The following is a 22,679-nucleotide window of genomic DNA, read 5'->3' as shown; positions in this document are numbered from 1 at the left end:
CAGACAGTCTCGCACGATGCAAGGGGTTCGTCAGTGTCGACCAAGGTCGTGGCGTGGCGGGGTGTCGCAGGACGTATGCATGGCCTTGTCACTGCCCCAGCGCAATATCAACCAACCGATGCAGCTCCTCCACCTCCAGCGCCGCCGCCGAAAACAGGATGCGAAACACGGTCGGTGCCGCCAGCAAATTGATCAGCCGATCAACGCTCGGCCCGGGCTGATCGGGGTAACGCTCCAGAATGGCCTGTAACTGGGCGCCGATGATCGCCACGCAATAACCCGGGGTCTGGCTGCACTGGACATCGCGCAGCATGTTGCGGCCCGGTTCGGAGCTCATCTCGTCCAGATATTGCTCGGCCCAGGCTCGCACGTCACCGCGCAGGCTGCCGGTGTTGGCCGGCTCGCCATCGGGCTGCATGCGTGCCAGGGCGACGTCGGCCAGTAACACGGACAGATCGCCCCAGCGCCGGTAAATGGTTGACGGCGTGACACCGGCGCGCGCAGCGATCTGCGGCACGGTCAGGGTCGAGCGTTGGTGTGTTTCCAGGAGTTCGCGGACCGCCGAATGAATCGACTCCTGCACCCGGGCGCTGCGGCCACCGGGGCGTAAACCTTCTTTAATAGCCATGCATCGGACCTTAACACAAAGAATTTGCTTTAAGCGCCAGCCAGCCGCACACTCCGCAAAAGCAAAATATTAGCTTTTGCGGAGATATAGCATGCCCGGTACAACGTCCAACCGTTCCAGCCTGTGGTTTCTGGCGTTCACCTTACTCAGTTTTCTCGCCGCTTCCACTGCGCCAACGCCGCTTTATCACCTGTATCAGGAGCATCTGCACTTTTCAGCGGCTACCTTGACCGTGATTTTCGGGGTCTACGCCATCAGTCTGCTCGTCGCGTTGCTCACGGTGGGGTCGCTATCGGATTTCCTCGGGCGCAAGCCGGTGATTTTTACCGCCGTGATGCTGAACATCCTCGCGATGCTGCTGTTTATCAATGCCGACTCGGTTGCCTGGCTGATTGCCGCCCGGGTCCTGCAGGGCTTCGCCACCGGCATGGCCACGGCGGTGTTGAGCGCCGCATTGCTGGATGCCAATCGACAGCAGGGGCCGCTGATCAACAGTGTTGCGCCGCTGCTGGGAATGGCAATGGGGGCAATGGGATGTGGCCTGCTGGCTGAGTTTGCGCCGCTGCCATTGCAGCTCACCTACTGGCTGTTGCTGGTGATGTTCGTGCTGCAGGCGCTGTATGTCTGGCGTTTGCCGGAAAGCGTCAGCCGGCAACCGGGCGCTTGGGCCTCGTTGCGACCGACCCTGCATGTACCGCCCCAGGCCCGGCGCACCTTGTGGATGGTGTTGCCGATCAACACAGCGGTCTGGGCCCTCGGTGGTTTCTACGCATCCCTGGCCCCTTCGCTGGTGCGCACCGCGACCGGCTCGACGTCGAACCTGATTGGCGGTGCGACGGTTGCGGCATTGACGGTGACCGGAGCGCTGATGATCTACTGCCTGCGCAACCGGCCAGGCGACAAGGTGCTGCAACTGGGCGCCACCCTGCTGCCAGCGGGCGTCGCGTTGATTCTGATCGCCGTGCACACTGCCAGCCTGTCGCTGTTCTTTGTCGGCACCCTGGTGGCAGGGTGCGGTTTTGGCGCGGGTTTTCTTGGCGCGGTGCGCAGCCTCGTACCGCTGGCCTTGCCCCACGAGCGGGCCGGTTTGATGTCGGCGTTCTATGTGCTCAGCTATCTGGCGTTCTGCCTGCCGGCGTTGCTGGCCGGCAGCCTGACTCGCACCTTTGGCCTGGTGGCCTCCACCGACGGCTATGGTGCGGTATTGATAGTCCTGGCGCTGGGGGCGTTGTTTACGCTGGTGCGCCAGCGGCCAGTGAAAGTGTGTAGCGAGGTCCGGTAACCGCTATGGTCTATATCTGCAAAACAGATAACAGTTAGAGATATTACCCGTTATATAGATATTCGATTCGGATCTACCATGAATTCCACCTCACCAGAGGACAGGAGTTCGCCATGACATGCACCACCCTCAAGCCCTTCACTCAGTTGCAGCACCCCCGCGAAGTCGTTCGCCAGTTCACGCCGAACTGGTTCGCCGCCACCATGGGCACCGGCGTATTGGCCCTGGCGCTGGCTCAGCTGCCATTTAACGTGCCGGGCCTGCGCGCTGCGGCCGAAGCGCTGTGGCTGTTCAATATCGGTTTGTTCGCGTTGTTCACCGTACTGTACGCGGCGCGCTGGACATGGTTTTTTCACGAGGCGCGGCGCATCTTCGGGCATTCCACGGTATCGATGTTCTTCGGCACCATCCCCATGGGCCTGGCGACCATCATCAACGGCTTCCTGGTGTTCGGCCTGCCGCGCTGGGGTGAGGGCGTGATTCAACTGGCCGAGGCGCTGTGGTGGCTGGACGTGGCGATGGCGCTGGCGTGCGGGGTGTTGATTCCCTACATGATGTTCACCCGGCAAGAGCACAGCATCGACCAGATGACCGCCGTCTGGCTGTTGCCGGTGGTCGCGGCGGAAGTGGCCGCGGCCAGTGGTGGCTTGCTTGCACCGCACCTGGCCGACGCGCATTCGCAGCTGGTGGTGCTGGTGACCAGCTACGTACTCTGGGCCTTCTCCCTGCCAGTGGCCTTCAGCATCCTGACCATCCTGATGCTGCGCATGGCCCTGCATAAACTGCCTCACGAAAACATGGCCGCTTCGAGCTGGCTGGCGCTGGGCCCCATTGGTACCGGTGCGCTCGGCATGTTGCTGCTGGGCGGCGATGCGCCGGCGATCTTCGCGGCCAATGCAATGGGCGGCATCGGTGAAATAGCCGCTGGCCTGGGCCTGATCGCCGGGATCACGCTGTGGGGGTTCGGCCTGTGGTGGATGCTGATTGCGCTGCTGATCACGGTGCGCTACCTGCGTGCGGGCATTCCATTCAACCTGGGCTGGTGGGGCTTCACCTTTCCCCTCGGCGTGTATGCCCTGGCTACCTTGAAACTGGCCAACGTCCTGAGCCTGATGTTCTTCAGCCTGTTCGGTTGCCTGCTGGTGGCCATGCTCGCGGCGATGTGGCTGATCGTCGGTAAACGCACGGTGCAAGGCGCGTGGCGCGGCGAGCTGTTCGTCTCACCTTGCATTGCAGGTTTAAGAAAATAAACGGCGAACACAGGTAATTTGTGGCCTGAAGCAGGATTTGTCATTCCAAGTACTGTATGCACTGGTTTAGACGCCACTCATTACCCAAAATCATCACGGGGACACACGGAAGATGAGTCATCCCTCACAGTTCACTTTGCTGCGCACCCGGCGTTTCCTGCCGTTTTTCGTGACACAGTCCCTCGGGGCATTCAACGACAACATATTCAAGCAGTCGCTGATCCTCGCCATCCTGTACAAGCTGACCATCGATGGCGATCGCTCGATCTGGGTCAATCTGTGTGCGTTGCTGTTTATCCTGCCGTTTTTCCTGTTCTCGGCGCTGGCTGGTCAGTTCGGCGAGAAGTTTGCCAAGGACGCGCTGATCCGCCTGATCAAGCTCGGGGAAATCGCCATCATGGCGGTCGGCGCGGTGGGTTTCATGTTCGACCACCTGTGGTTGATGCTGCTGGCGCTGTTTGCCATGGGCACTCACTCCGCGCTGTTTGGTCCGGTGAAATACTCGATCCTGCCCCAGGCCTTGCGCGATGAGGAGCTGGTGGGCGGCAACGGGCTAGTGGAAATGGGCACCTTCCTGGCGATTCTCGCGGGCACCATCGGCGCCGGCATCATGATGTCGTCCAGTCATTACGCACCGATTGTTTCCACCGCGATCATCGGCGTGGCCGTGCTCGGCTACCTCGCCAGTCGCAGCATTCCGCGTGCTGCCGCGTCATCCCCGCAGATGCGCCTGAACTGGAACATCTTCAGCCAGTCCTGGGCGACTTTGAAATTGGGCCTGGGGCAGACTCCGGCGGTGTCGCGTTCGATCGTCGGCAACTCGTGGTTCTGGTCTGTCGGCGCAATCTACCTGACGCAGATCCCGGCTTACGCCAAGGAATGGATGCACGGCGACGAGACCGTAGTGACGTTGATCCTGACGGTGTTTTCGGTGGGCATCGCGCTTGGCTCGATGCTGTGCGAGAAGCTCTCGGGGCGCAAAGTCGAGATCGGTCTGGTGCCGTTCGGCTCGTTTGGCCTGACGGTGTTCGGACTGTTGCTGTGGTGGCATTCCGGCGGGATTCCGGACAGCGTCACGGGCCACGGCTGGCTTGAAGTGCTGGGGTTCGCCCATACCTGGCTGGTGTTGATCGACATCCTGGGACTCGGCGTATTTGGCGGTTTTTACATCGTTCCGCTGTACGCGCTGATCCAGTCGCGCACGCCGGAGAACGAGCGGGCGCGGGTCATCGCTGCCAACAACATCCTCAACGCGCTGTTCATGGTGGTCTCGGCGATTGTCTCGATCGTTCTGCTGAGCATGGTCGAGCTGTCGATCCCGCAGCTGTTCCTGGTGGTGTCGCTGCTCAACATCGGCGTCAATGCCTACATCTTCAGCATTGTTCCCGAGTTCAGCATGCGCTTCATGATCTGGCTGCTCAGCCATTCCATGTACCGCGTCGAGCATCGCAACCTGGAGCAGATTCCTGATGAAGGCGCGGCATTGCTGGTGTGCAACCACGTATCCTTTGTTGACGCCTTGCTGATTGGCGGGGCGGTGCGCCGGCCGATTCGCTTTGTGATGTACTACAAGATCTACAACCTGCCGGTGCTCAATTTCATCTTTCGCACAGCCGGGACGATCCCGATCGCCGGGCGCCAGGAAGATATCCAGATCTACGAGAAGGCCTTCACGCGCATTGCTCAATACCTGAAGGAGGGTGAACTGGTGTGCATCTTTCCGGAAGGCAAGCTGACCGTCGATGGCGAAATCAACGAGTTCAGGGGCGGTTTGACGCGCATTCTCGAAGAAACACCGGTGCCGGTGATTCCGCTGGCGTTGCAGGGGTTGTGGGGGAGTTTCTTCAGCCGCGATCCGGGCAAGGGATTATTTCGTCGATTGTGGTCGAGGGTGACCCTGGTGGCTGGGGCCGCAGTGCCCGTCGAGGACGCCGAGCCGGCCAAGCTGCGAAACCTGGTGGGCGAGCTGCGTGGTGCGGTGCGCTAAAACAGTCGCCGCGGGCCGCATCATCAGCGTGCCCGCAGGCGAACTCAGCCGGCCATGGCCAGCCGGTTACGGCCTTCGCGCTTGGCCACGTACAGCGCGCTATCGGCCCGGCGCAACAGGCTCTCGGCGGATTCGCCGGGCAGCAAGGTCGAACAGCCAAGGCTCACCGTCAATTCAATGGATTTACCGTCCGCCAGGTACTCCCTGGTCTGGGTGGCAAAACGCAGGCGCTCGCCGACCATGGCCGCCGCTTCACGGCCGGTGTTGGACAGCAGGATCAGAAACTCCTCGCCGCCATAGCGGAACACCATGTCTACATTGCGCAACTGGCCCTTGATCGAGGCAGCAACGGCCTTGAGCACTTCATCACCAGCGCTGTGCCCATGAGTGTCGTTGATGCACTTGAAGTGGTCGATGTCCAGCATCAATAGCGAAAGCGGCTGCAAATGCCGGCGCGACATGTCGATTTCCCGCTGCAGCGTCTGGTCCATGGCGACACGGTTGCCGGTGTCCGTCAGCGGATCGCGCAAGGCGCTCTGCGTGGCCACTCGGTAGAGCAGGGCGTTGCGCATCGGAAACAGCAGTGCAGACAACAGTGATTCGAGGTTGCCCTGCTCCTGTTCGGTGAAGCGCTGATTGCGGCGGAACGTCAGCTCGCCCAGATGTTCGCCCTCATGGCTCAGGCTGTAGCTGATGGAGTGGTGGCCGCGCTGGCCGAATTCCAGGCGCAGGTCGCTGGCCTTGTGCTGGTAGCTCAAGGCGTCGAGTGTCACGAGTCGCTGGATCTCGCGGAAGAAGAGCCCGAGTATGCGCTGTGGTTCCAGGCTGGTTTGCAGTTGCAACACCAGCTGCTGGCGTACTTGCGCAAGACTGATGGGCCTTTCCAGAATCCGGGGCTGTTGACCAAAGCCCAGGCGTTGCAATTTGGCACTGTCGAAGTCAATTGCGTTGGTCTGGGAAGGTGATTTCATATTGCATGCGCCCCTGAGCAGTAAGACTGTCTTACAAGCTGGGTGAGAGCGGCTTGTGGGCTGCGCGTCATACTGATCCGTCAGTCCCGTAGGACATCTGTGCCAAGTCTAGTCCGCTTTGCCGACGATTAGTAACCTATCGACTGGAGCCCTGCCCCTATCTGCTATCACTCGCGTGTCTGAGCAAAGTTAGAGCGAAACTCATGCCATTCGGTTCATTTGAATAAAAATTACTTTAAATCAACGGGTTATCTGCTGGCTAAGGCGTTTGGTCAGGAATCGGTGACGGATGTTTGACTTAAATAAGGCTCAGTTGCGTCGCCTGACAGGTGCCGCGGCGAAAAGCCGGCGCGGCACGAAGGCGACGTGCGGTATTACTGGGCGTTAAAAGCCTGACCGTTGACCCCGGAACTGTCCGGGCCCATCAGGTACAGATAGACCGGCATGATCTCCTCGGGGGTCGGGTTGTTCAGCGGATTTTCCCCAGGGTAAGCCTGGGCGCGCATGCTGGTGCGGGTCGCGCCCGGGTTGATGCTGTTGGAGCGCACTGGCGCAACGGTATCGACCTCGTCGGCCAGCGTTTGCATCAGGCCTTCGGTGGCGAACTTGGACACACCGTAAGCGCCCCAGTACGCCCGGCCCTTGCGCCCCACGCTGCTGGAGGTGAACACCACCGAGGCGTCCTGGGACAGCTTGAGCAGCGGCAGCAGGGTGCTGGTGAGCATGAACATGGCATTGACGTTGACTTGCATGACGCGCATGAAGTTTTCGCCCGACAGCTGTTCGATCGGCGTACGCGGGCCAATGATCGAGGCGTTGTGCAGCAGGCCGTCGAGGTGGCCGAACTCGGTTTCGATCATCGCCGCCAGTTCATCGTATTGATGGGGCAGGGCGGTTTCGAGGTTGAACGGGATGACGGCCGGTTGCGGGTGGCCAGCGGCTTCGATCTCGTCGTAGACCTGGGTCAGGTTGGCTTCGGTCTTGCCCAGCAGCAGTACGGTTGCGCCATGGGCTGCGTAGGTTTTCGCAGCCGCAGCGCCAATGCCGCGACCTGCGCCGGTGACCAGAATGACCCGGTCCTTGAGCAATTCAGGGCGGGCGGAATAATCAAACATGAGAACCTCGAACAAAAACCATTAGCGAGCCCAAAATATCGCAGCCTGCGGCAGCTCCTACAGTGGTCGGCGTAGGAGCTGCCGAAGGCTGCGATCTTTTGACTTTAATCAGCAACTACACAAAGCGCTATCAAGCACCTTGCGCAACTCCAGCGGATGATCCACCACCACATCCGCACCCCAGTGCCGCGGGTTATCGTCCGGATGAATGTAGCCGTAGGTGACCGCCGCAGTGCGGGTCCCGGCATCACGGCCGGACTCGATATCGCGCAGGTCATCGCCCACGAACAGCACGCTGGCCGGGTCCAGGTCGAGCATCTTGCACGCAAGGATCAACGGCTCCGGGTCCGGCTTGCTGTTCTTCACATGATCCGGGCAGATCAGCAGTGCCGAACGCTCGGCCAGGCCCAGCTGCTGCATGATCGGCTCGGCGAAGCGCACCGGTTTGTTGGTGACCACGCCCCAGATCAGGTTGGCTTTCTCGATGTCGGCCAGCAGTTCGCCCATGCCGTCGAACAGCTTGCTGTGCACCGCACATCCCTTGAGGTAGCGCTCGAGGAATTCCAGGCGCAGCGCTTCGAAGCCGGGCGCCTCCGGGTCCATGGCAAAGGTCGCTGCGACCATCGCCTTGGCGCCGCCGGAGATTTCGTCGCGGATGTACTTGTCATTGATGGCCGGCAGGCCGCGCTCGGCGAGCATGGCCTGGCAAATGGCAATGAAGTCCGGCGCGGTGTCGAGCAGCGTGCCATCCATGTCGAAAAGGACCGCTCTGATACGCATCGGCTTACTCCTCGCGCAGGGTCTGGATCATGTAGTTGACGTCCACATCGGAGGCCAGTTTGTAGTGCTTGGTCAGCGGGTTGTAGGTCAGGCCGATGATGTCCTTGACCGTCAGGCCGGCCATGCGGCTCCAGGCACCCAGTTCCGAGGGACGAATGAATTTCTTGAAGTCATGGGTGCCGCGAGGCAGCAGCTTCATGATGTATTCGGCGCCGACGATGGCGAACAGGTAGGCCTTCGGATTGCGGTTGATGGTGGAGAAGAACACCTGGCCGCCGGGCTTGACCATGCGGTAGCAGGCGCGGATCACCGAGGACGGATCCGGTACGTGCTCAAGCATTTCCAGGCAGGTAACGACGTCGAACTGCTCGGGCATTTCTTCGGCCAGGGCTTCGGCAGTGATCTGCCGGTATTCGACGGTGACACCCGATTCCAGCTGGTGCAATTGAGCGACCGCCAGCGGGGCTTCGCCCATGTCGATGCCCATGACTGTCGCGCCGCGCTGGGCCATGGCCTCACTGAGAATGCCGCCGCCGCAACCGACGTCGAGGACTTTCTTGCCGGCCAGGTTGACGCGTTCGTCAATCCAGTTGACCCGCAGCGGGTTGATATCGTGCAGCGGCTTGAACTCGCTCTCGCGGTCCCACCAGCGATGGGCCAGGGCTTCGAATTTGGCGATTTCGGCGTAGTCGACGTTGCTCATGGTTCAATCCTCTAAAACTTGAAAAATCCTGTTGCCCCGGAATCTGTTCCGGGGGGCTTACGATTCGGTGCGGCCGCTGATGCGCTGGCCCCAGGCCTTGGCGGTGGCACACAGGTGCTCTTCGTCAAGGCGGGTCAGGCGACGGTCGTCGAGCAATTGCTTGCCGGCGACCCACAGGTGTTTCACGCAGTCGCGACCGGTGGCATATATAAGCTGCGAAACCGGGTCATACACGGGTTGTTGCGCCAGCCCGGACAGATCGAACGCCACGATGTCCGCCGCCTTGCCGACTTCCAGCGAACCCACTTCGGCATCGATCCCCAGCGCCCGGGCGCCGTTGAGCGTGGCCATGCGCAGCGCGCGATGGGCATCCAGGGCGGTGGCCGAGCCGGCGACGGCCTTGGCCAGCAACGCAGCGGTGCGGGTTTCGCCGAGCAAATCCAGGTCATTGTTGCTGGCGGCACCATCGGTACCCACGGCGACATTGACCCCGGCCTGCCATAAACGCTCCACCGGGCAGAATCCGCTGGCCAGCTTGAGGTTCGACTCCGGGCAGTGGATAACGTTGGTATTGCTTTCTACCAGCAGTTGCAGGTCTTCATCGCTGATCTGGGTCATGTGCACCGCCTGGAAGCGCGGCCCCAACAGTCCCAGGCGAGCGAGCCGGGCCAGCGGGCGTTCGCCGCGCTGTTCTACCGACTGCTGCACTTCAAAAGCTGTCTCATGCACGTGCATGTGAATGGAGGCATCCAGCTCTTCGGCGATCACGCGGATTTTCTCCAGGTTTTCGTCGCCCACCGTGTAGGGTGCATGGGGGCCGAAGGTGATCCTGATGCGCTCATGGTGCTTGAGATCGCCAAACAGCTCCACGCCCTGACGAATGGCTTCGTCCGCCGTGCTGGCGCCGGGAATGGGGAAGTCGAGGATCGGAATCGCGATTTGCGCGCGAATACCGCTGTTGTGCACGCGCTCGCTGGCAACCTTGGGGAAGAAGTACATGTCAGAGAAGCAGGTGATGCCGCCTTTGATCTGTTCGGCGATTGCCAGGTCGGTGCCGTCACGCACGAATTCTTCATCGACCCACTTGGCTTCGGCGGGCCAGATGTGGTTTTCCAGCCAGGTCATCAGGGGCAGGTCATCGGCCAGGCCACGGAACAGCGTCATGGCCGCATGGCCGTGGGCATTGATCAGGCCCGGGCTGAGCAGCATGTCCGGCAATTCCCGTACTTCGCGGGCCTCAAGCTTCAATGCCGCGCTGCGAGGGCCGATAAATACGATGCGCCCGTCGCGGATGCCGATGGCGTGCTCCTTGAGGACTACGCCAGCGGGTTCGATGGGTACCAGCCAGGTCGGCAGCAACAACAGGTCGAGCGCAGCGGCAGTGTTCGGCATCGAGGATCGGTTCCAGGGCTTTTGTAAAGGATGGCGAAGTATACCCGAGCGTCTTGGCGGGGGGATCGCTATAATCGGCGGCTTTGTTTCTGAGTGCGGGGTGAATAATGCGCGATCGACTGTTGGCTGCGGAGAAAGTGAAGGCCATCGATTGGCGTGATGGCGCCCTGTACCTGCTGGATCAGCGTGTTCTGCCGTTCGAGGAAACCTGGATCGCCTATACCGACGCCGCCGGTGTCGCCGAGGCCATTCGCTCGATGGTGGTGCGTGGCGCTCCGGCGATTGGCATCAGTGCGGCCTATGGCATCGTGCTGGCGGCGCGCGCCCGGGTTGCCCAAGGCGGCGACTGGTATGCGGCGCTGGAAGAGGATTTTGCCCTGCTGGCCGACTCTCGACCTACTGCGGTCAACCTGTTCTGGGCACTGGGGCGCATGCATGATCGGCTTGATCGCGTGAAGAGTCAGGCTGACCCGCTGGCGGCGCTGGAAGCTGAAGCCATTGCCATTCACGAAAGTGATCGCGAAGCCAACCTGACCATGGCACAACTGGGCGTGGACCTGATCCGCAAGCACCAGGGTAACGCCCAGGCGATCCTCACCCATTGCAACACCGGCGCGCTGGCCACTGGCGGGTTCGGCACGGCGCTGGGGGTGATCCGCGGTGCGTTCATCGAAGGCATGGTCGAGCGCGTTTATGCCGACGAAACCCGGCCGTGGCTGCAGGGTTCACGGCTGACGGCCTGGGAGCTGGCAAATGAAGGCATCCCGGTGACGGTCAACGCCGACTCCGCGGCAGCGCATATCATGAAGACCAAAGGCATTACCTGGGTCATCGTCGGCGCTGACCGGATCACGGCCAATGGCGATGTGGCGAACAAGATCGGCACCTATCAGCTGGCGGTCAATGCCATGCACCACGGCGTACGCTTCATGGTGGTGGCGCCGAGTTCGACCATCGACATGCAACTGGCGAGCGGCGACGACATTCCGATCGAGGAGCGTGACGGGCGCGAGTTGCTGGAAGTCGGCGGCAAGCGGGTCGGCGCGGATGTCGATGCGTTCAACCCGGTGTTTGACGTGACGCCTGCGGACCTGATCGATGCGATCGTGACCGAGAAGGGCATTGTCGAGCGTCCGGACACCGCGAAGATGGCGCAGTTGATGTGCCGCAAGCGTCTGCATTGATTATTAGTGGCGTTCCACGGGACGCCATCGCCAGCAGGCTGGCTCCCACAGGGTTTGTGATCGATTCGGATCAATGTGGGAGCCAGCCTGCTGGCGACTAGGGTCTGAAAGTCAGTAAACCGTCGTAATTTGGCGCCTGATTCTGCATTTTCAGTAGCTCTGAGCCTCTCTCGTCCTCTTCAAGCCCGCCACCAGTCAACTAACTACACTCCATGCGCATCAAGGGGATAGGTGCGTGGCGGCTCTTGTGATAACATTCGGCGGTTTCCAAGGTAGCCCGATGCGGCTGTCTTTACTGCGCAGATCCATGCATAACTCGTGATTTGTCGTAAGTCGGTGCATGGCACTCAGCCTGCAGCGGCGAGCTTCGTTCGTCCCATATGGATGTGACGAGGTTTCACCAGAAAAAGGAATCAGGCTTCTCATGGGCGAACTGGCCAAAGAAATCCTCCCGGTCAATATCGAAGACGAGCTGAAGCAGTCCTACCTCGACTACGCAATGAGCGTAATTGTCGGGCGGGCACTGCCGGATGCGCGCGATGGCTTGAAGCCCGTGCACCGGCGTGTGCTGTTCGCGATGAGCGAGCTGGGCAACGACTTCAACAAGCCGTACAAGAAATCTGCCCGTGTTGTCGGTGACGTGATCGGTAAGTATCACCCGCACGGTGATACCGCGGTGTACGACACCATCGTTCGGATGGCGCAGCCATTCTCGCTGCGCTACCTGCTGGTAGACGGCCAGGGCAACTTCGGTTCGGTGGACGGCGATAACGCCGCAGCCATGCGATACACCGAAGTGCGCATGACCAAGCTGGCGCACGAGCTGCTGGCTGACCTGCACAAAGAAACCGTGGACTGGGTGCCGAACTACGACGGCACCGAAATGATCCCGGCGGTCATGCCGACCCGTATTCCCAACCTGCTGGTCAACGGCTCCAGCGGTATCGCCGTGGGCATGGCGACCAACATCCCGCCGCACAACCTCGGTGAAGTCATCGACGGTTGCCTGGCCCTCATCGACAACCCTGAGTTGACCATCGATGAGCTGATGCAATACATCCCGGGTCCGGACTTCCCGACCGCCGCGATCATCAACGGTCGCGCCGGCATCATCGAAGCCTACCGTACCGGTCGCGGGCGCATCTACATGCGTGCCCGCTCGACGATCGAAGACATCGACAAGGTCGGTGGTCGCCAGCAGATCGTCATCACCGAACTGCCCTACCAGCTGAACAAGGCCCGCCTGATCGAGAAGATCGCCGAGCTGGTCAAAGAGAAGAAGCTCGAAGGTATCACCGAACTGCGCGACGAGTCCGACAAGGACGGTATGCGCGTCGTGATCGAGCTGCGTCGCGGCGAAGTGCCTGAGGTGATCCTCAACAACCTCTACGCCCAGACCCAGCTGCAAGCGGTGTTCGGTATCAACATCGTCGCGCTGATCGACGGCCGTCCGCGGATCCTGAACCTCAAGGACCTGCTGGAAGCCTTCGTTCGTCACCGTCGCGAAGTCGTGACCCGTCGTACCGTGTTCGAGCTGCGTAAAGCCCGCGAACGTGGTCACATCCTGGAAGGTCAAGCGGTTGCCCTGTCGAACATCGACCCGGTCATCGCCTTGATCAAGGCTTCGCCGACACCATCGGAAGCCAAGGAAGCGCTGATCAAGACTGCGTGGGAATCTTCCGCCGTGGTTGCGATGGTCGAACGCGCCGGTGCTGACTCTTGCCGTCCAGAGACCCTGGACCCGCAATACGGTCTGCGCGAAGGCAAGTACTTCCTGTCGCCAGAGCAGGCGCAGGCCATCCTGGAACTGCGCCTGCACCGCCTGACCGGTCTGGAGCACGAGAAGCTGCTGGCCGAATACCAGGAGATTCTCAACCAGATCGGCGAGCTGATCCGCATCCTCAACAGCGCCACGCGCCTGATGGAAGTGATCCGCGAAGAGCTGGAAGTGATCCGCGCCGAATACGGCGACGTGCGTCGCACCGAAATCCTCGATGCCCGTCTCGACCTGACCCTGGGTGACATGATCCCGGAAGAAGAACGCGTCGTGACCATCTCCCACGGTGGCTATGCCAAAACCCAGCCATTGGCTGCGTACCAGGCCCAGCGTCGTGGCGGTAAAGGCAAGTCGGCCACCGGCGTCAAGGATGAGGACTACATCGCTCACCTGCTGGTAGCCAACAGCCACACCACGCTGCTGCTGTTCTCCAGCAAAGGCAAGGTGTACTGGCTCAAAACCTACGAAATCCCGGAAGCGTCCCGCGCTGCCCGTGGTCGTCCGCTGGTCAACCTGCTGCCGCTGGACAGTGATGAATACATCACCACCATGCTGCCGGTCGAGGAATACACCGAAGGTCACTTCATCTTCATGGCGACTGCCAAAGGCACCGTGAAGAAGACCCCGCTGGAATCCTTCAGCCGTCAACGCAGCGTTGGCCTGATCGCGCTGGAGCTGGACGAAGGCGACGTATTGATCAGCGCCGCGATCACCGACGGCGAGCGTGAAGTCATGCTGTTCTCCGACGGCGGCAAGGTCACTCGCTTCAAGGAATCCGACGTACGTGCCATGGGCCGTACCGCCCGCGGCGTGCGCGGCATGCGCCTGCCAGAAGGGCAGAAGCTGATTTCGATGCTGATCCCTGAAGAAGGCAGCCAGATCCTCACCGCTTCGGCGCGTGGTTACGGCAAGCGCACGGCGATCTCCGAGTTCCCTGAGTACAAGCGTGGTGGTCAGGGCGTCATCGCCATGGTCAGCAACGATCGCAACGGCCGCCTGGTTGGCGCGGTTCAGGTGCTCGATGGCGAGGAGATCATGCTGATTTCCGACCAGGGCACCCTGGTTCGTACCCGAGTCGACGAAGTCTCCAGCCTGGGTCGTAACACCCAGGGCGTGACCCTGATCAAGCTGGCCAGCGACGAAACGCTGGTAGGCCTGGAGCGGGTTCAGGAGCCTTCGGAAGTCGAGGGCGAAGAACTGGAAGAAGGTGAGGAAGGTGCAGTGTTCGACGGTGAAGTCGTGATCGACGACGCTGGTGAAGACCAGCAACTCGATGCCGCAGCCGACGAAGAACCGCAGGAATAAGCGGACACACAGGGGGGGCGGATGAAAATTCGCCCCCTTGTTGTTTCGCCTGTTTGAATATGGAATGTAGAACCCGTAGGAGCTGCCGAGTGAAACGAGGCTGCGATCTTTTGATCTTGCCTTGTCCGTACTATCAAAAGATCGCAGCCTCGTTTCACTCGGCAGCTCCTACAGATATCAACATGTCCAGATATCCAGAGTTTCCAGAGTCTTCAGTTTTCAGATTTATTGCGTGACTACCACCAAATCAGAGCGAGATTGGATGTGAGCAAGAGAGCCTATAACTTCTGTGCCGGTCCTGCGGCGCTTCCCGAAGCTGTCCTGAAGCGCGCTCAGGGTGAACTCCTTGATTGGCATGGCAAGGGCCTGTCGGTCATGGAAATGAGCCATCGCAGCGATGAGTTCGTGTCCATCGCCACCAAGGCCGAGCAGGATCTGCGTGATCTGCTCAATATCCCCTCCAACTACAAAGTGCTGTTCCTGCAGGGTGGCGCCAGTCAGCAATTCGCCCAGATTCCGCTGAACCTGCTGCCGGAAAGCGGCTCTGCCGACTACATCGACACCGGTATCTGGTCGCAAAAAGCCATCGAAGAAGCTTCGCGCTACGGTCACGTCAACGTTGCCGGCACTGCCAAGCCCTACGACTACTTCGCCATTCCTGGCCAGAACGAGTGGCAGCTGTCCAAAGACGCCGCCTACGTCCACTACGCCCCGAACGAAACCATCGGCGGCCTGGAATTCCAGTGGGTCCCGGAAACCGGTGACGTCCCGCTGGTTGCCGACATGTCCTCGGACATCCTCTCGCGTCCAATCGATGTGTCGCGCTTCGGCATGATCTACGCCGGCGCCCAGAAGAACATCGGCCCGAGCGGTATCGTGGTCAACATCGTTCGCGAAGACCTGCTCGGGCGCGCCCGTTCCCTGTGCCCGACCATGCTCAACTACAAGGTCGCGGCCGACAACGGCTCGATGTACAACACCCCGCCGACCTTGGCCTGGTACCTGTCCGGCCTGGTGTTCGAATGGCTCAAGGAGCAGGGCGGCGTCGAGGCCATCGGCAAGCTCAACGAAGTGAAACAGCGCACGCTGTATGACTTTATCGATGCCAGCGGCCTGTACAGCAACCCGATCAACAAGTCCGACCGCTCGTGGATGAACGTGCCGTTCCGCCTGGCGGACGACCGTCTAGACAAGCCGTTCCTGGCCGGTGCCGAAGAACGTGGCCTGCTGAACCTCAAGGGCCATCGTTCCGTGGGCGGCATGCGCGCCTCCATCTATAACGCCGTCGATATCGTTGCGGTCAACGCACTGATTTCGTACATGGCAGAGTTCGAGAAGGAACACGGCTAATGTCTGAGCAAGAACTCAAGGCACTGCGCGTTCGCATTGACGCCCTGGACACCAAGGTCATGGAGCTGATCAGCGAGCGTGCACGGTGTGCCCAGGAAGTTGCGCGAGTAAAGATGGCCTCCCTGGCCGAAGGCGAAGTGCCGGTGTTCTATCGTCCTGAGCGTGAAGCCCAGGTGCTCAAACGCGTGATGGAGCGTAACCAGGGGCCGCTGGGCAACGAAGAGATGGCGCGGTTGTTTCGCGAAATCATGTCCTCGTGCCTGGCCCTCGAGCAGCCGCTGAAAGTGGCCTACCTCGGCCCTGAGGGCACGTTCACCCAGGCAGCTGCCATGAAACACTTCGGCCATGCAGTGATCAGCAAGCCGATGGCGGCGATCGATGAAGTGTTCCGTGAAGTGGCGGCGGGGGCGGTGAATTTTGGCGTGGTGCCGGTGGAAAACTCCACCGAAGGCGCGGTCAACCACACCCTCGACAGCTTCCTGGAACACGACATGGTGATCTGTGGCGAAGTCGAGCTGCGCATCCACCACCATCTGCTGGTCGGTGAAAACACCAAGACCGACAGCATCAGCCGTATCTATTCCCATGCCCAGTCCCTGGCCCAGTGCCGCAAGTGGCTGGACGCGCACTACCCGAACGTCGAGCGCGTGGCGGTTTCCAGCAACGCCGAAGCGGCCAAGCGGGTCAAGGGCGAGTGGAACTCGGCGGCGATTGCCGGTGACATGGCCGCAGGCCTGTACGGTCTGACCCGCCTTGCTGAGAAAATCGAGGATCGCCCGGACAACTCCACGCGATTCCTGATGATCGGCAACCAGGAAGTGCCGCCGACCGGTGATGACAAGACCTCGATCATCGTTTCCATGAGCAACAAGCCGGGCGCGCTCCACGAGCTGCTGGTGCCTTTCCACGACAATGGCATCGACCTGACTCGAATCGAGACGCGTCCTTCGCGCAGTGGTAAATGGACCTATGTGTTCTTTATCGACTTCGTCGGCCATCACCGTGATCCGTTGATCAAGGGTGTACTGAAAAAGATCAGCCAGGAGGCCGTGGCGCTTAAAGTGCTGGGCTCCTACCCCAAAGCAGTTCTCTAAGGGCGATAGCACATGAGTGGTAACTTCCTCGCTCTGGCACAGCCGGGCGTGCAACAACTTTCGCCTTACGTTCCGGGCAAGCCCGTGGACGAACTGGCGCGCGAGCTGGACATCGATCCGGCCAGCATCGTCAAACTGGCGAGCAACGAAAACCCGCTGGGCGCCAGTCCCAAGGTCCTGGCCGCCATCCGCGAAGCGCTGGCCGAGCTCACCCGCTATCCGGACGGCAACGGTTTTGCCCTCAAGACCCTGCTGGCCCAACAGTGCCGCGTCGAACTTGATCAGGTGACCCTGGGCAACGGTTCCAACGACATCCTCGAACTGGTCGCGCGGGCTTACCTGGCGCCGGGCCTGAACGCGATATTGAGCGAGCACGCGTTTGCCGTCTATCCGATCGTGACCCAGGCCGTTGGCGCCGAGGCGCGAGTGATCCCGGCGAAAGACTGGGGGCACGACCTGACGGCCATGCTGGCGGCGATCGATGCCAATACCCGCGTGATTTTCATCGCCAACCCGAACAACCCGACCGGCACCTGGTTCGGCGCCGAAGCCCTGGATGAATTCCTCCAGGACGTTCCGGAGCATGTGCTGGTCGTGCTGGACGAGGCCTACATCGAATACGCCGAAGGCAGCGACCTGCCGGACGGCCTCGACTACCTGGCGGCTTACCCGAACCTGCTGGTGTCGCGTACCTTCTCCAAGGCCTATGGCCTGGCGGCGCTGCGCGTTGGCTACGGGTTGTCTACCGCCGTAGTGGCCGATGTGCTGAATCGGGTGCGCCAGCCATTCAACGTCAACAGCCTCGCCCTCGCCGCGGCCTGTGCGGCGTTGCAGGACAGCGACTACCTGGCTGAAAGCCGACGCCTGAACGAAGCCGGCATGCAGCAGCTGCAAGCGGGTTTCCGTGAGCTGGGGCTGAGCTGGATCCCGTCCAAAGGCAACTTCATCTGCGTGGACCTGGGTCGCGTCGCGGCGCCGGTCTTCCAGGGGTTGCTGCGTGAAGGGGTGATCGTGCGGCCGGTGGCCAACTACGGCATGCCGAACCACCTGCGCATCACCATCGGCTTGCCTGCCGAAAACAGCCGCTTCCTCGAGGCGCTGACCAAGGTTCTGGCCCGTGGTTGATGTCACTGCACTGCAACCTGCGGCGCCTATGATCGGGCGCGTGGTGGTGGTCGGCCTGGGCTTGATCGGTGGTTCCTTTGCCAAGGGGTTGCGCGAAAGTGGCCTGTGCCGCGAAGTGGTGGGGGTCGATCTTGATCCGCAGTCGCGCAAACTGGCGGTTGAGCTGGGTGTGGTGGATCGCTGCGAAGAAGACCTGGCGCTGGCCTGTCAGGGTGCCGACGTGATCCAGCTCGCCGTGCCGATCCTGGCCATGGAGAAAATGCTCGCCCGGTTGGCCGGCATGGACCTGGGCCAGGCGATCCTGACCGATGTCGGCAGCGCCAAGGGCAACGTGGTGCGTGCGGCCACCGAGGCGTTCGGCGGCATGCCGTCGCGCTTCGTGCCGGGGCATCCGATCGCCGGTTCCGAGCAGAGCGGGGTGGAAGCCTCCAATGCCGAGCTGTTCCGTCGCCATAAAGTCATCCTGACGCCGCTTGCGCAAACGGATCCGGCCGCTTTGGCGGTGGTCGATCGCCTGTGGCGCGAACTGGGTGCCGATGTCGAGCATATGCAGGTCGAGCGTCACGACGAAGTACTGGCGGCTACCAGCCATTTGCCGCACCTGCTCGCCTTCGGTTTGGTCGATTCATTGGCCAAGCGCAATGAAAATCTTGAGATCTTCCGTTACGCTGCCGGCGGTTTCCGCGATTTCACGAGAATCGCGGGCAGCGACCCGGTCATGTGGCACGACATCTTCCTCGCCAACCGCGAAGCTGTCCTGCGCACACTCGATACATTTCGCAGCGACCTCGACGCCTTGCGCGACGCGGTCGATGCAGGGGATGGGCACCAATTGTTGGGCGTATTCACTCGCGCCCGGGTTGCCCGCGAACATTTCAGTAAAATCCTGGCCCGCCGGGCTTATGTGGACGCTATGAACTCCAACGACCTGATTTTCCTGGCACAACCTGGTGGCCGCCTGACTGGGCGGATTCGAGTACCAGGCGACAAATCGATTTCCCACCGTTCGATCATGCTTGGCTCCCTCGCCGAAGGCGTCACCGAAGTGGAAGGTTTCCTCGAGGGCGAAGATGCCCTGGCGACCTTGCAAGCCTTCCGCGACATGGGCGTGGTGATCGAAGGTCCGCACCACGGGCGCGTGACCATCCATGGCGTCGGCCTGCATGGCCTCAAGCCTGCACCGGGCCCGATCTACCTGGGTAACTCCGGTACTTCGATGCGCCTGTTGTCCGGCCTGCTGGCTGCGCAGGACTTCGACAGCACCCTGACCGGCGATGCCTCGCTGTCCAAGCGCCCGATGAACCGCGTCGCCAACCCGCTGCGCGAAATGGGCGCAGTGATCGAGACGGCGGCCGAAGGTCGTCCGCCGATGGTCATTCGCGGTGGCAACAAGCTCAAAGGCCTGACCTACACCATGCCAATGGCCAGTGCCCAGGTTAAATCCTGCCTGCTGCTCGCTGGCCTGTACGCCGAAGGCAAGACTACCGTCACCGAGCCGGCACCGACTCGCGACCATACCGAGCGCATGCTGCGTGGCTTCGGCTACCCGGTCAGCGTCGAGGGCGCTACCGCGTCGGTCGAGTCCGGGCACAAACTGACCGCTACCCACATTGAAGTGCCGGGCGATATCTCGTCCTCGGCGTTCTTCCTGGTGGCGGCGTCGATCGCTGAGGGCTCTGAGCTGGTGCTCGAGCACGTCGGCATCAACCCGACCCGTACCGGCGTGATCGACATCCTGCGCCTGATGGGCGCCGACATCACCCTGGAAAACCAGCGTGAAGTGGGCGGCGAGCCGGTGGCGGACCTGCGCGTTCGTGCAGCTAAGCTCAAAGGTATCGAGATTCCCGAAGCGCTGGTTCCACTGGCGATCGACGAGTTCCCGGTATTGTTCGTCGCAGCTGCTTGCGCCGAAGGTCGGACCATCCTGCGTGGCGCCGAAGAACTGCGGGTCAAGGAGTCGGACCGGATCCAGGTCATGGCCGACGGCCTGTCGGCGCTGGGTGTGAAATGCGAACCGACCCCGGACGGCATCATCATCGACGGCGGCCTGATTGGCGGCGGCGAAGTGCACGGTCACGGCGACCACCGGATCGCCATGGCCTTCAGCGTTGCCTCCCTGCGCGCCACCGCGCCGATTCGCATCCATGATTGCGCGAACGTCGCGACCTCGTTCCCCAACTTCCTCGCGCTGTGCGCGCAGGTCGGCATCCGCGTTGCTCAAGAGGCTCAGTCGTGAACATCAAGCCACCGGTCATTACCATCGACGGCCCAAGCGGGTCGGGCAAGGGCACCATCGCCGGCATACTGGCCAAGCGCCTGGGCTGGTGCCTGCTGGATTCCGGTGCGCTTTACCGCCTGCTGGCTTTTGCCGCACGCAACCACGGTGTCGACCTGACGAATGAAGAGTCGCTGAAGCTGCTGGCCGCTCATCTGGACGTGCAGTTCGTCGGCGCAACCGAAGGTCATCCGCAGCGCATCATCCTCGAAGGCGACGATGTGACCGATGACTTGCGCAACGAACAGGTCGGCGCCTGGGCTTCCCAAGTGGCCGCCTTGCCGGCCGTGCGCGACGCTCTGCTGCAGCGCCAGCGGGCTTTTCAGGAAGCTCCGGGGCTGGTAGCCGATGGCCGCGACATGGGTACGGTGGTTTTTCCGGACGCGCCATTGAAGATTTTCCTCACCGCCAGTGCCGAGGAACGTGCGCGCCGTCGATACTTGCAGTTGAAGGGCAAAGTCGATGGTGTTAGTCTGTCGAGTCTGCTAGATGAGATACGTGTCCGCGACGAGCGTGACACCCAGCGAGCGGTAGCCCCGCTCAAGCCGGCGGCTGACGCCATACAGCTGGATTCCACGGAATTATCCATCGACCAGGTGCTGCAACGCATCATGAGCGAGATCGCCATTCGCGATATCGCCGGGTGACCAAGAAGCGCAACAGGGGACCAGTCATAGTCCTGCAGTGCTTCTTTAAATGAACGTAACCCACGTCGTCTGGGATGTGGAGATGGGCGTATTCTTCGCCCTTATACTCAGGAATTAAAATGAGCGAAAGCTTTGCGGAACTCTTTGAAGAAAGCCTAAAAACCCTGAACCTTCAGGCAGGCTCCATCATCACCGGTGTTATCGTTGATATCGATTACCAAGCTCGCTGGGTAACCGTTCACGCTGGCCTGAAGTCTGAAGCACTCATCCCGCTTGAGCAGTTCTACAACGACGCTGGCGATCTGACTATCAATGTCGGTGACGAAGTTCACGTTGCTCTGGATTCGGTAGAAGACGGTTTCGGTGAAACCAAGCTGTCCCGTGAAAAAGCCAAGCGCGCTGAGTGCTGGATCGTTCTGGAAGCAGCCTTCGCAGCTGAGGAAGTGGTCAAGGGCGTTATCAACGGTAAGGTTAAAGGCGGCTTCACTGTCGACGTTAACGGCATCCGTGCGTTCCTGCCAGGTTCCCTGGTTGACGTCCGTCCTGTGCGCGATACCACGCACCTGGAAGGCAAAGAGCTGGAATTCAAGGTCATCAAGCTTGACCAGAAACGCAACAACGTTGTCGTTTCCCGTCGTAGCGTCCTCGAAGCCGAGAACTCCGCTGAGCGTGAAGCTCTGCTGGAATCCCTGCAGGAAGGCCAACAAGTCAAAGGTATCGTCAAGAACCTCACCGATTACGGCGCATTCGTCGATCTGGGTGGCGTCGATGGCCTGCTGCACATTACCGACATGGCTTGGAAACGCATCAAGCATCCATCGGAAATCGTCAACGTTGGCGACGAGATCGATGTCAAGGTTCTGAAGTACGATCGCGAACGCAATCGTGTTTCCCTGGGCCTGAAGCAGCTGGGCGAAGATCCATGGGTTGCTATCAAAGCCCGTTACCCAGAAAGCACTCGCGTTACCGCTCGTGTAACCAACCTGACCGACTACGGCTGCTTCGCTGAGCTGGAAGAAGGCGTTGAAGGCCTGGTACACGTTTCCGAAATGGACTGGACCAACAAGAACATCCACCCTTCGAAAGTCGTACAAGTCGGCGACGAAGTGGAAGTTATGGTTCTGGACATCGACGAAGAGCGTCGTCGCATCTCCCTCGGCATCAAGCAGTGCAAATCTAACCCATGGGAAGATTTCTCTGGCCAGTTCAACAAGGGCGATAAAATCTCCGGCACCATCAAGTCGATCACCGATTTCGGTATCTTCATTGGTCTGGACGGCGGCATCGACGGTCTGGTTCACCTGTCCGACATCTCCTGGAACGAAGTGGGCGAAGAAGCCGTTCGCCGCTTCAAGAAGGGCGACGAGCTGGACACCGTTATCCTGTCGGTTGACCCAGAGCGCGAGCGCATCTCCCTGGGCATCAAGCAACTGGAAAGCGATCCGTTCTCCGAGTACGTTCAAGAGAACGACAAAGGCGCAATCGTTAAAGGCATCGTGAAGGAAGTTGACGCTAAAGGCGCCATCATCACTCTGGCCGACGATATCGAAGCGACTCTGAAAGCCTCCGAAATCAGCCGTGACCGCGTTGAAGACGCGCGCAACGTTCTGAAAGAAGGCGAAGAAGTAGAAGCCAAGATCATCAGCGTTGACCGCAAGAGCCGTGTAATCCAGCTCTCCATCAAGTCGAAAGACGTTGAAGAAGAGAAAGAAGCAATCCAAAGCCTGCGCGACAAGCCAGCTTCGGATACCGCTGCTCCTGGTCCTACCACTCTGGGCGACCTGTTGCGTGCACAAATGGAAAAACAGAACTAA

17 protein-coding genes are annotated in these 22,679 nt (G+C 60.8%); 11 read left to right on the top strand and 6 right to left on the bottom strand.

Annotated elements, in window-relative coordinates; genetic code table 11:
- Positions 1–88: 88 nt before the first annotated feature.
- Entirely contained in the window at positions 89–628 is a 540-nt protein-coding gene (locus IMW75_RS10390) for a TetR/AcrR family transcriptional regulator (RefSeq protein WP_205892558.1), read from the bottom strand.
- Positions 629–719: 91 nt separating this feature from the next.
- On the opposite strand from IMW75_RS10390, the gene IMW75_RS10385 reads away from it, so the two are divergent.
- From IMW75_RS10385 to IMW75_RS10375, 3 genes are all read left to right on the top strand, one after another.
- Positions 720–1,910 carry an MFS transporter gene (locus IMW75_RS10385; protein WP_205892557.1) on the top strand — a complete coding sequence of 397 codons (1,191 nt, stop codon included), beginning with the start codon at positions 720–722 and terminating at the stop codon, positions 1,908–1,910.
- Between the two features lie 113 nt (positions 1,911–2,023).
- Entirely contained in the window at positions 2,024–3,160 is a 1,137-nt protein-coding gene (locus IMW75_RS10380) for a TDT family transporter (protein WP_205892556.1), read from the top strand.
- 112 nt (positions 3,161–3,272) lie between these two features.
- A complete protein-coding gene (locus IMW75_RS10375; protein ID WP_205892555.1) occupies positions 3,273–5,147 on the top strand; it encodes an MFS transporter in 1,875 nt (624 codons plus the stop codon).
- Positions 5,148–5,191: 44 nt separating this feature from the next.
- Here the strand turns inward: IMW75_RS10375 and IMW75_RS10370 are convergent, their stop codons facing one another.
- From IMW75_RS10370 to IMW75_RS10350, 5 genes are all read right to left on the bottom strand, one after another.
- Complete coding sequence (locus IMW75_RS10370; RefSeq protein WP_205892554.1) at positions 5,192–6,118, bottom strand: GGDEF domain-containing protein; 927 nt, start codon at positions 6,116–6,118, stop codon at positions 5,192–5,194.
- 374 nt (positions 6,119–6,492) lie between these two features.
- A complete protein-coding gene (locus IMW75_RS10365; RefSeq protein ID WP_205892553.1) occupies positions 6,493–7,233 on the bottom strand; it encodes a YciK family oxidoreductase in 741 nt (246 codons plus the stop codon).
- A gap of 108 nt (positions 7,234–7,341) precedes the next feature.
- On the bottom strand, positions 7,342–8,013 hold the full coding sequence (gene mupP / locus IMW75_RS10360) for an N-acetylmuramic acid 6-phosphate phosphatase MupP (RefSeq protein WP_122838019.1): 672 nt from the start codon (positions 8,011–8,013) through the stop codon (positions 7,342–7,344).
- Positions 8,014–8,017: 4 nt separating this feature from the next.
- Positions 8,018–8,716, bottom strand: a complete 699-nt coding sequence (gene ubiG, locus IMW75_RS10355; RefSeq protein WP_045060585.1) for a bifunctional 2-polyprenyl-6-hydroxyphenol methylase/3-demethylubiquinol 3-O-methyltransferase UbiG — start codon at positions 8,714–8,716, stop codon at positions 8,018–8,020.
- Between the two features lie 57 nt (positions 8,717–8,773).
- On the bottom strand, positions 8,774–10,108 hold the full coding sequence (locus tag IMW75_RS10350) for a TRZ/ATZ family hydrolase (RefSeq protein WP_205892552.1): 1,335 nt from the start codon (positions 10,106–10,108) through the stop codon (positions 8,774–8,776).
- A gap of 107 nt (positions 10,109–10,215) precedes the next feature.
- Here IMW75_RS10350 and mtnA point away from each other — a divergent pair, with 107 nt between their 5' ends.
- From mtnA to rpsA, 8 genes are all read left to right on the top strand, one after another.
- Entirely contained in the window at positions 10,216–11,292 is a 1,077-nt protein-coding gene (gene mtnA / locus IMW75_RS10345) for an S-methyl-5-thioribose-1-phosphate isomerase (protein ID WP_122838021.1), read from the top strand.
- A 424-nt stretch (positions 11,293–11,716) separates the two neighbouring features.
- Positions 11,717–14,374 carry a DNA gyrase subunit A gene (gene gyrA / locus IMW75_RS10340; RefSeq protein WP_045060588.1) on the top strand — a complete coding sequence of 886 codons (2,658 nt, stop codon included), beginning with the start codon at positions 11,717–11,719 and terminating at the stop codon, positions 14,372–14,374.
- 264 nt (positions 14,375–14,638) lie between these two features.
- Entirely contained in the window at positions 14,639–15,724 is a 1,086-nt protein-coding gene (serC, locus tag IMW75_RS10335) for a 3-phosphoserine/phosphohydroxythreonine transaminase (protein WP_045060589.1), read from the top strand.
- Positions 15,724–16,818, top strand: coding sequence for a prephenate dehydratase (gene pheA / locus IMW75_RS10330; RefSeq protein ID WP_205892551.1), 1,095 nt, complete (start codon positions 15,724–15,726; stop codon positions 16,816–16,818). Before serC ends, pheA begins: the two co-directional genes overlap by 1 nt.
- 12 nt (positions 16,819–16,830) lie before the next feature.
- A complete protein-coding gene (gene hisC, locus IMW75_RS10325) occupies positions 16,831–17,943 on the top strand; it encodes a histidinol-phosphate transaminase (RefSeq protein WP_205892550.1) in 1,113 nt (370 codons plus the stop codon).
- Positions 17,944–17,971: 28 nt separating this feature from the next.
- Positions 17,972–20,179 (top strand): bifunctional prephenate dehydrogenase/3-phosphoshikimate 1-carboxyvinyltransferase, encoded by a 2,208-nt coding sequence (locus IMW75_RS10320; RefSeq protein WP_237142258.1) that lies wholly within the window; start codon positions 17,972–17,974, stop codon positions 20,177–20,179.
- Positions 20,176–20,865, top strand: a complete 690-nt coding sequence (gene cmk / locus IMW75_RS10315; protein WP_045060592.1) for a (d)CMP kinase — start codon at positions 20,176–20,178, stop codon at positions 20,863–20,865. Before IMW75_RS10320 ends, cmk begins: the two co-directional genes overlap by 4 nt.
- Before the next feature lie 119 nt (positions 20,866–20,984).
- Complete coding sequence (gene rpsA, locus IMW75_RS10310; protein WP_045060593.1) at positions 20,985–22,679, top strand: 30S ribosomal protein S1; 1,695 nt, start codon at positions 20,985–20,987, stop codon at positions 22,677–22,679.

Origin of the sequence: Pseudomonas gregormendelii (assembly GCF_017114825.1) — a bacterium.
Taxonomy (GTDB): domain Bacteria; phylum Pseudomonadota; class Gammaproteobacteria; order Pseudomonadales; family Pseudomonadaceae; genus Aquipseudomonas; species Aquipseudomonas gregormendelii.
The sequence above is the reverse complement of the archived record's forward strand: the minus strand, read 5'-3'. Positions and strand labels throughout refer to the sequence as shown.

Coding starts and splice junctions, on each gene's coding strand:
- IMW75_RS10390 (WP_205892558.1), bottom strand. CDS start 628: ATGGCTATTAAAGAAGGTTTACGCCCCGGTGGCCGCAGCGCCCGGGTG.
- IMW75_RS10385 (WP_205892557.1), top strand. CDS start 720: ATGCCCGGTACAACGTCCAACCGTTCCAGCCTGTGGTTTCTGGCGTTC.
- IMW75_RS10380 (WP_205892556.1), top strand. CDS start 2,024: ATGACATGCACCACCCTCAAGCCCTTCACTCAGTTGCAGCACCCCCGC.
- IMW75_RS10375 (WP_205892555.1), top strand. CDS start 3,273: ATGAGTCATCCCTCACAGTTCACTTTGCTGCGCACCCGGCGTTTCCTG.
- IMW75_RS10370 (WP_205892554.1), bottom strand. CDS start 6,118: ATGAAATCACCTTCCCAGACCAACGCAATTGACTTCGACAGTGCCAAA.
- IMW75_RS10365 (WP_205892553.1), bottom strand. CDS start 7,233: ATGTTTGATTATTCCGCCCGCCCTGAATTGCTCAAGGACCGGGTCATT.
- mupP (WP_122838019.1), bottom strand. CDS start 8,013: ATGCGTATCAGAGCGGTCCTTTTCGACATGGATGGCACGCTGCTCGAC.
- ubiG (WP_045060585.1), bottom strand. CDS start 8,716: ATGAGCAACGTCGACTACGCCGAAATCGCCAAATTCGAAGCCCTGGCC.
- IMW75_RS10350 (WP_205892552.1), bottom strand. CDS start 10,108: ATGCCGAACACTGCCGCTGCGCTCGACCTGTTGTTGCTGCCGACCTGG.
- mtnA (WP_122838021.1), top strand. CDS start 10,216: ATGCGCGATCGACTGTTGGCTGCGGAGAAAGTGAAGGCCATCGATTGG.
- gyrA (WP_045060588.1), top strand. CDS start 11,717: ATGGGCGAACTGGCCAAAGAAATCCTCCCGGTCAATATCGAAGACGAG.
- pheA (WP_205892551.1), top strand. CDS start 15,724: ATGTCTGAGCAAGAACTCAAGGCACTGCGCGTTCGCATTGACGCCCTG.
- hisC (WP_205892550.1), top strand. CDS start 16,831: ATGAGTGGTAACTTCCTCGCTCTGGCACAGCCGGGCGTGCAACAACTT.
- IMW75_RS10320 (WP_237142258.1), top strand. CDS start 17,972: ATGATCGGGCGCGTGGTGGTGGTCGGCCTGGGCTTGATCGGTGGTTCC.
- rpsA (WP_045060593.1), top strand. CDS start 20,985: ATGAGCGAAAGCTTTGCGGAACTCTTTGAAGAAAGCCTAAAAACCCTG.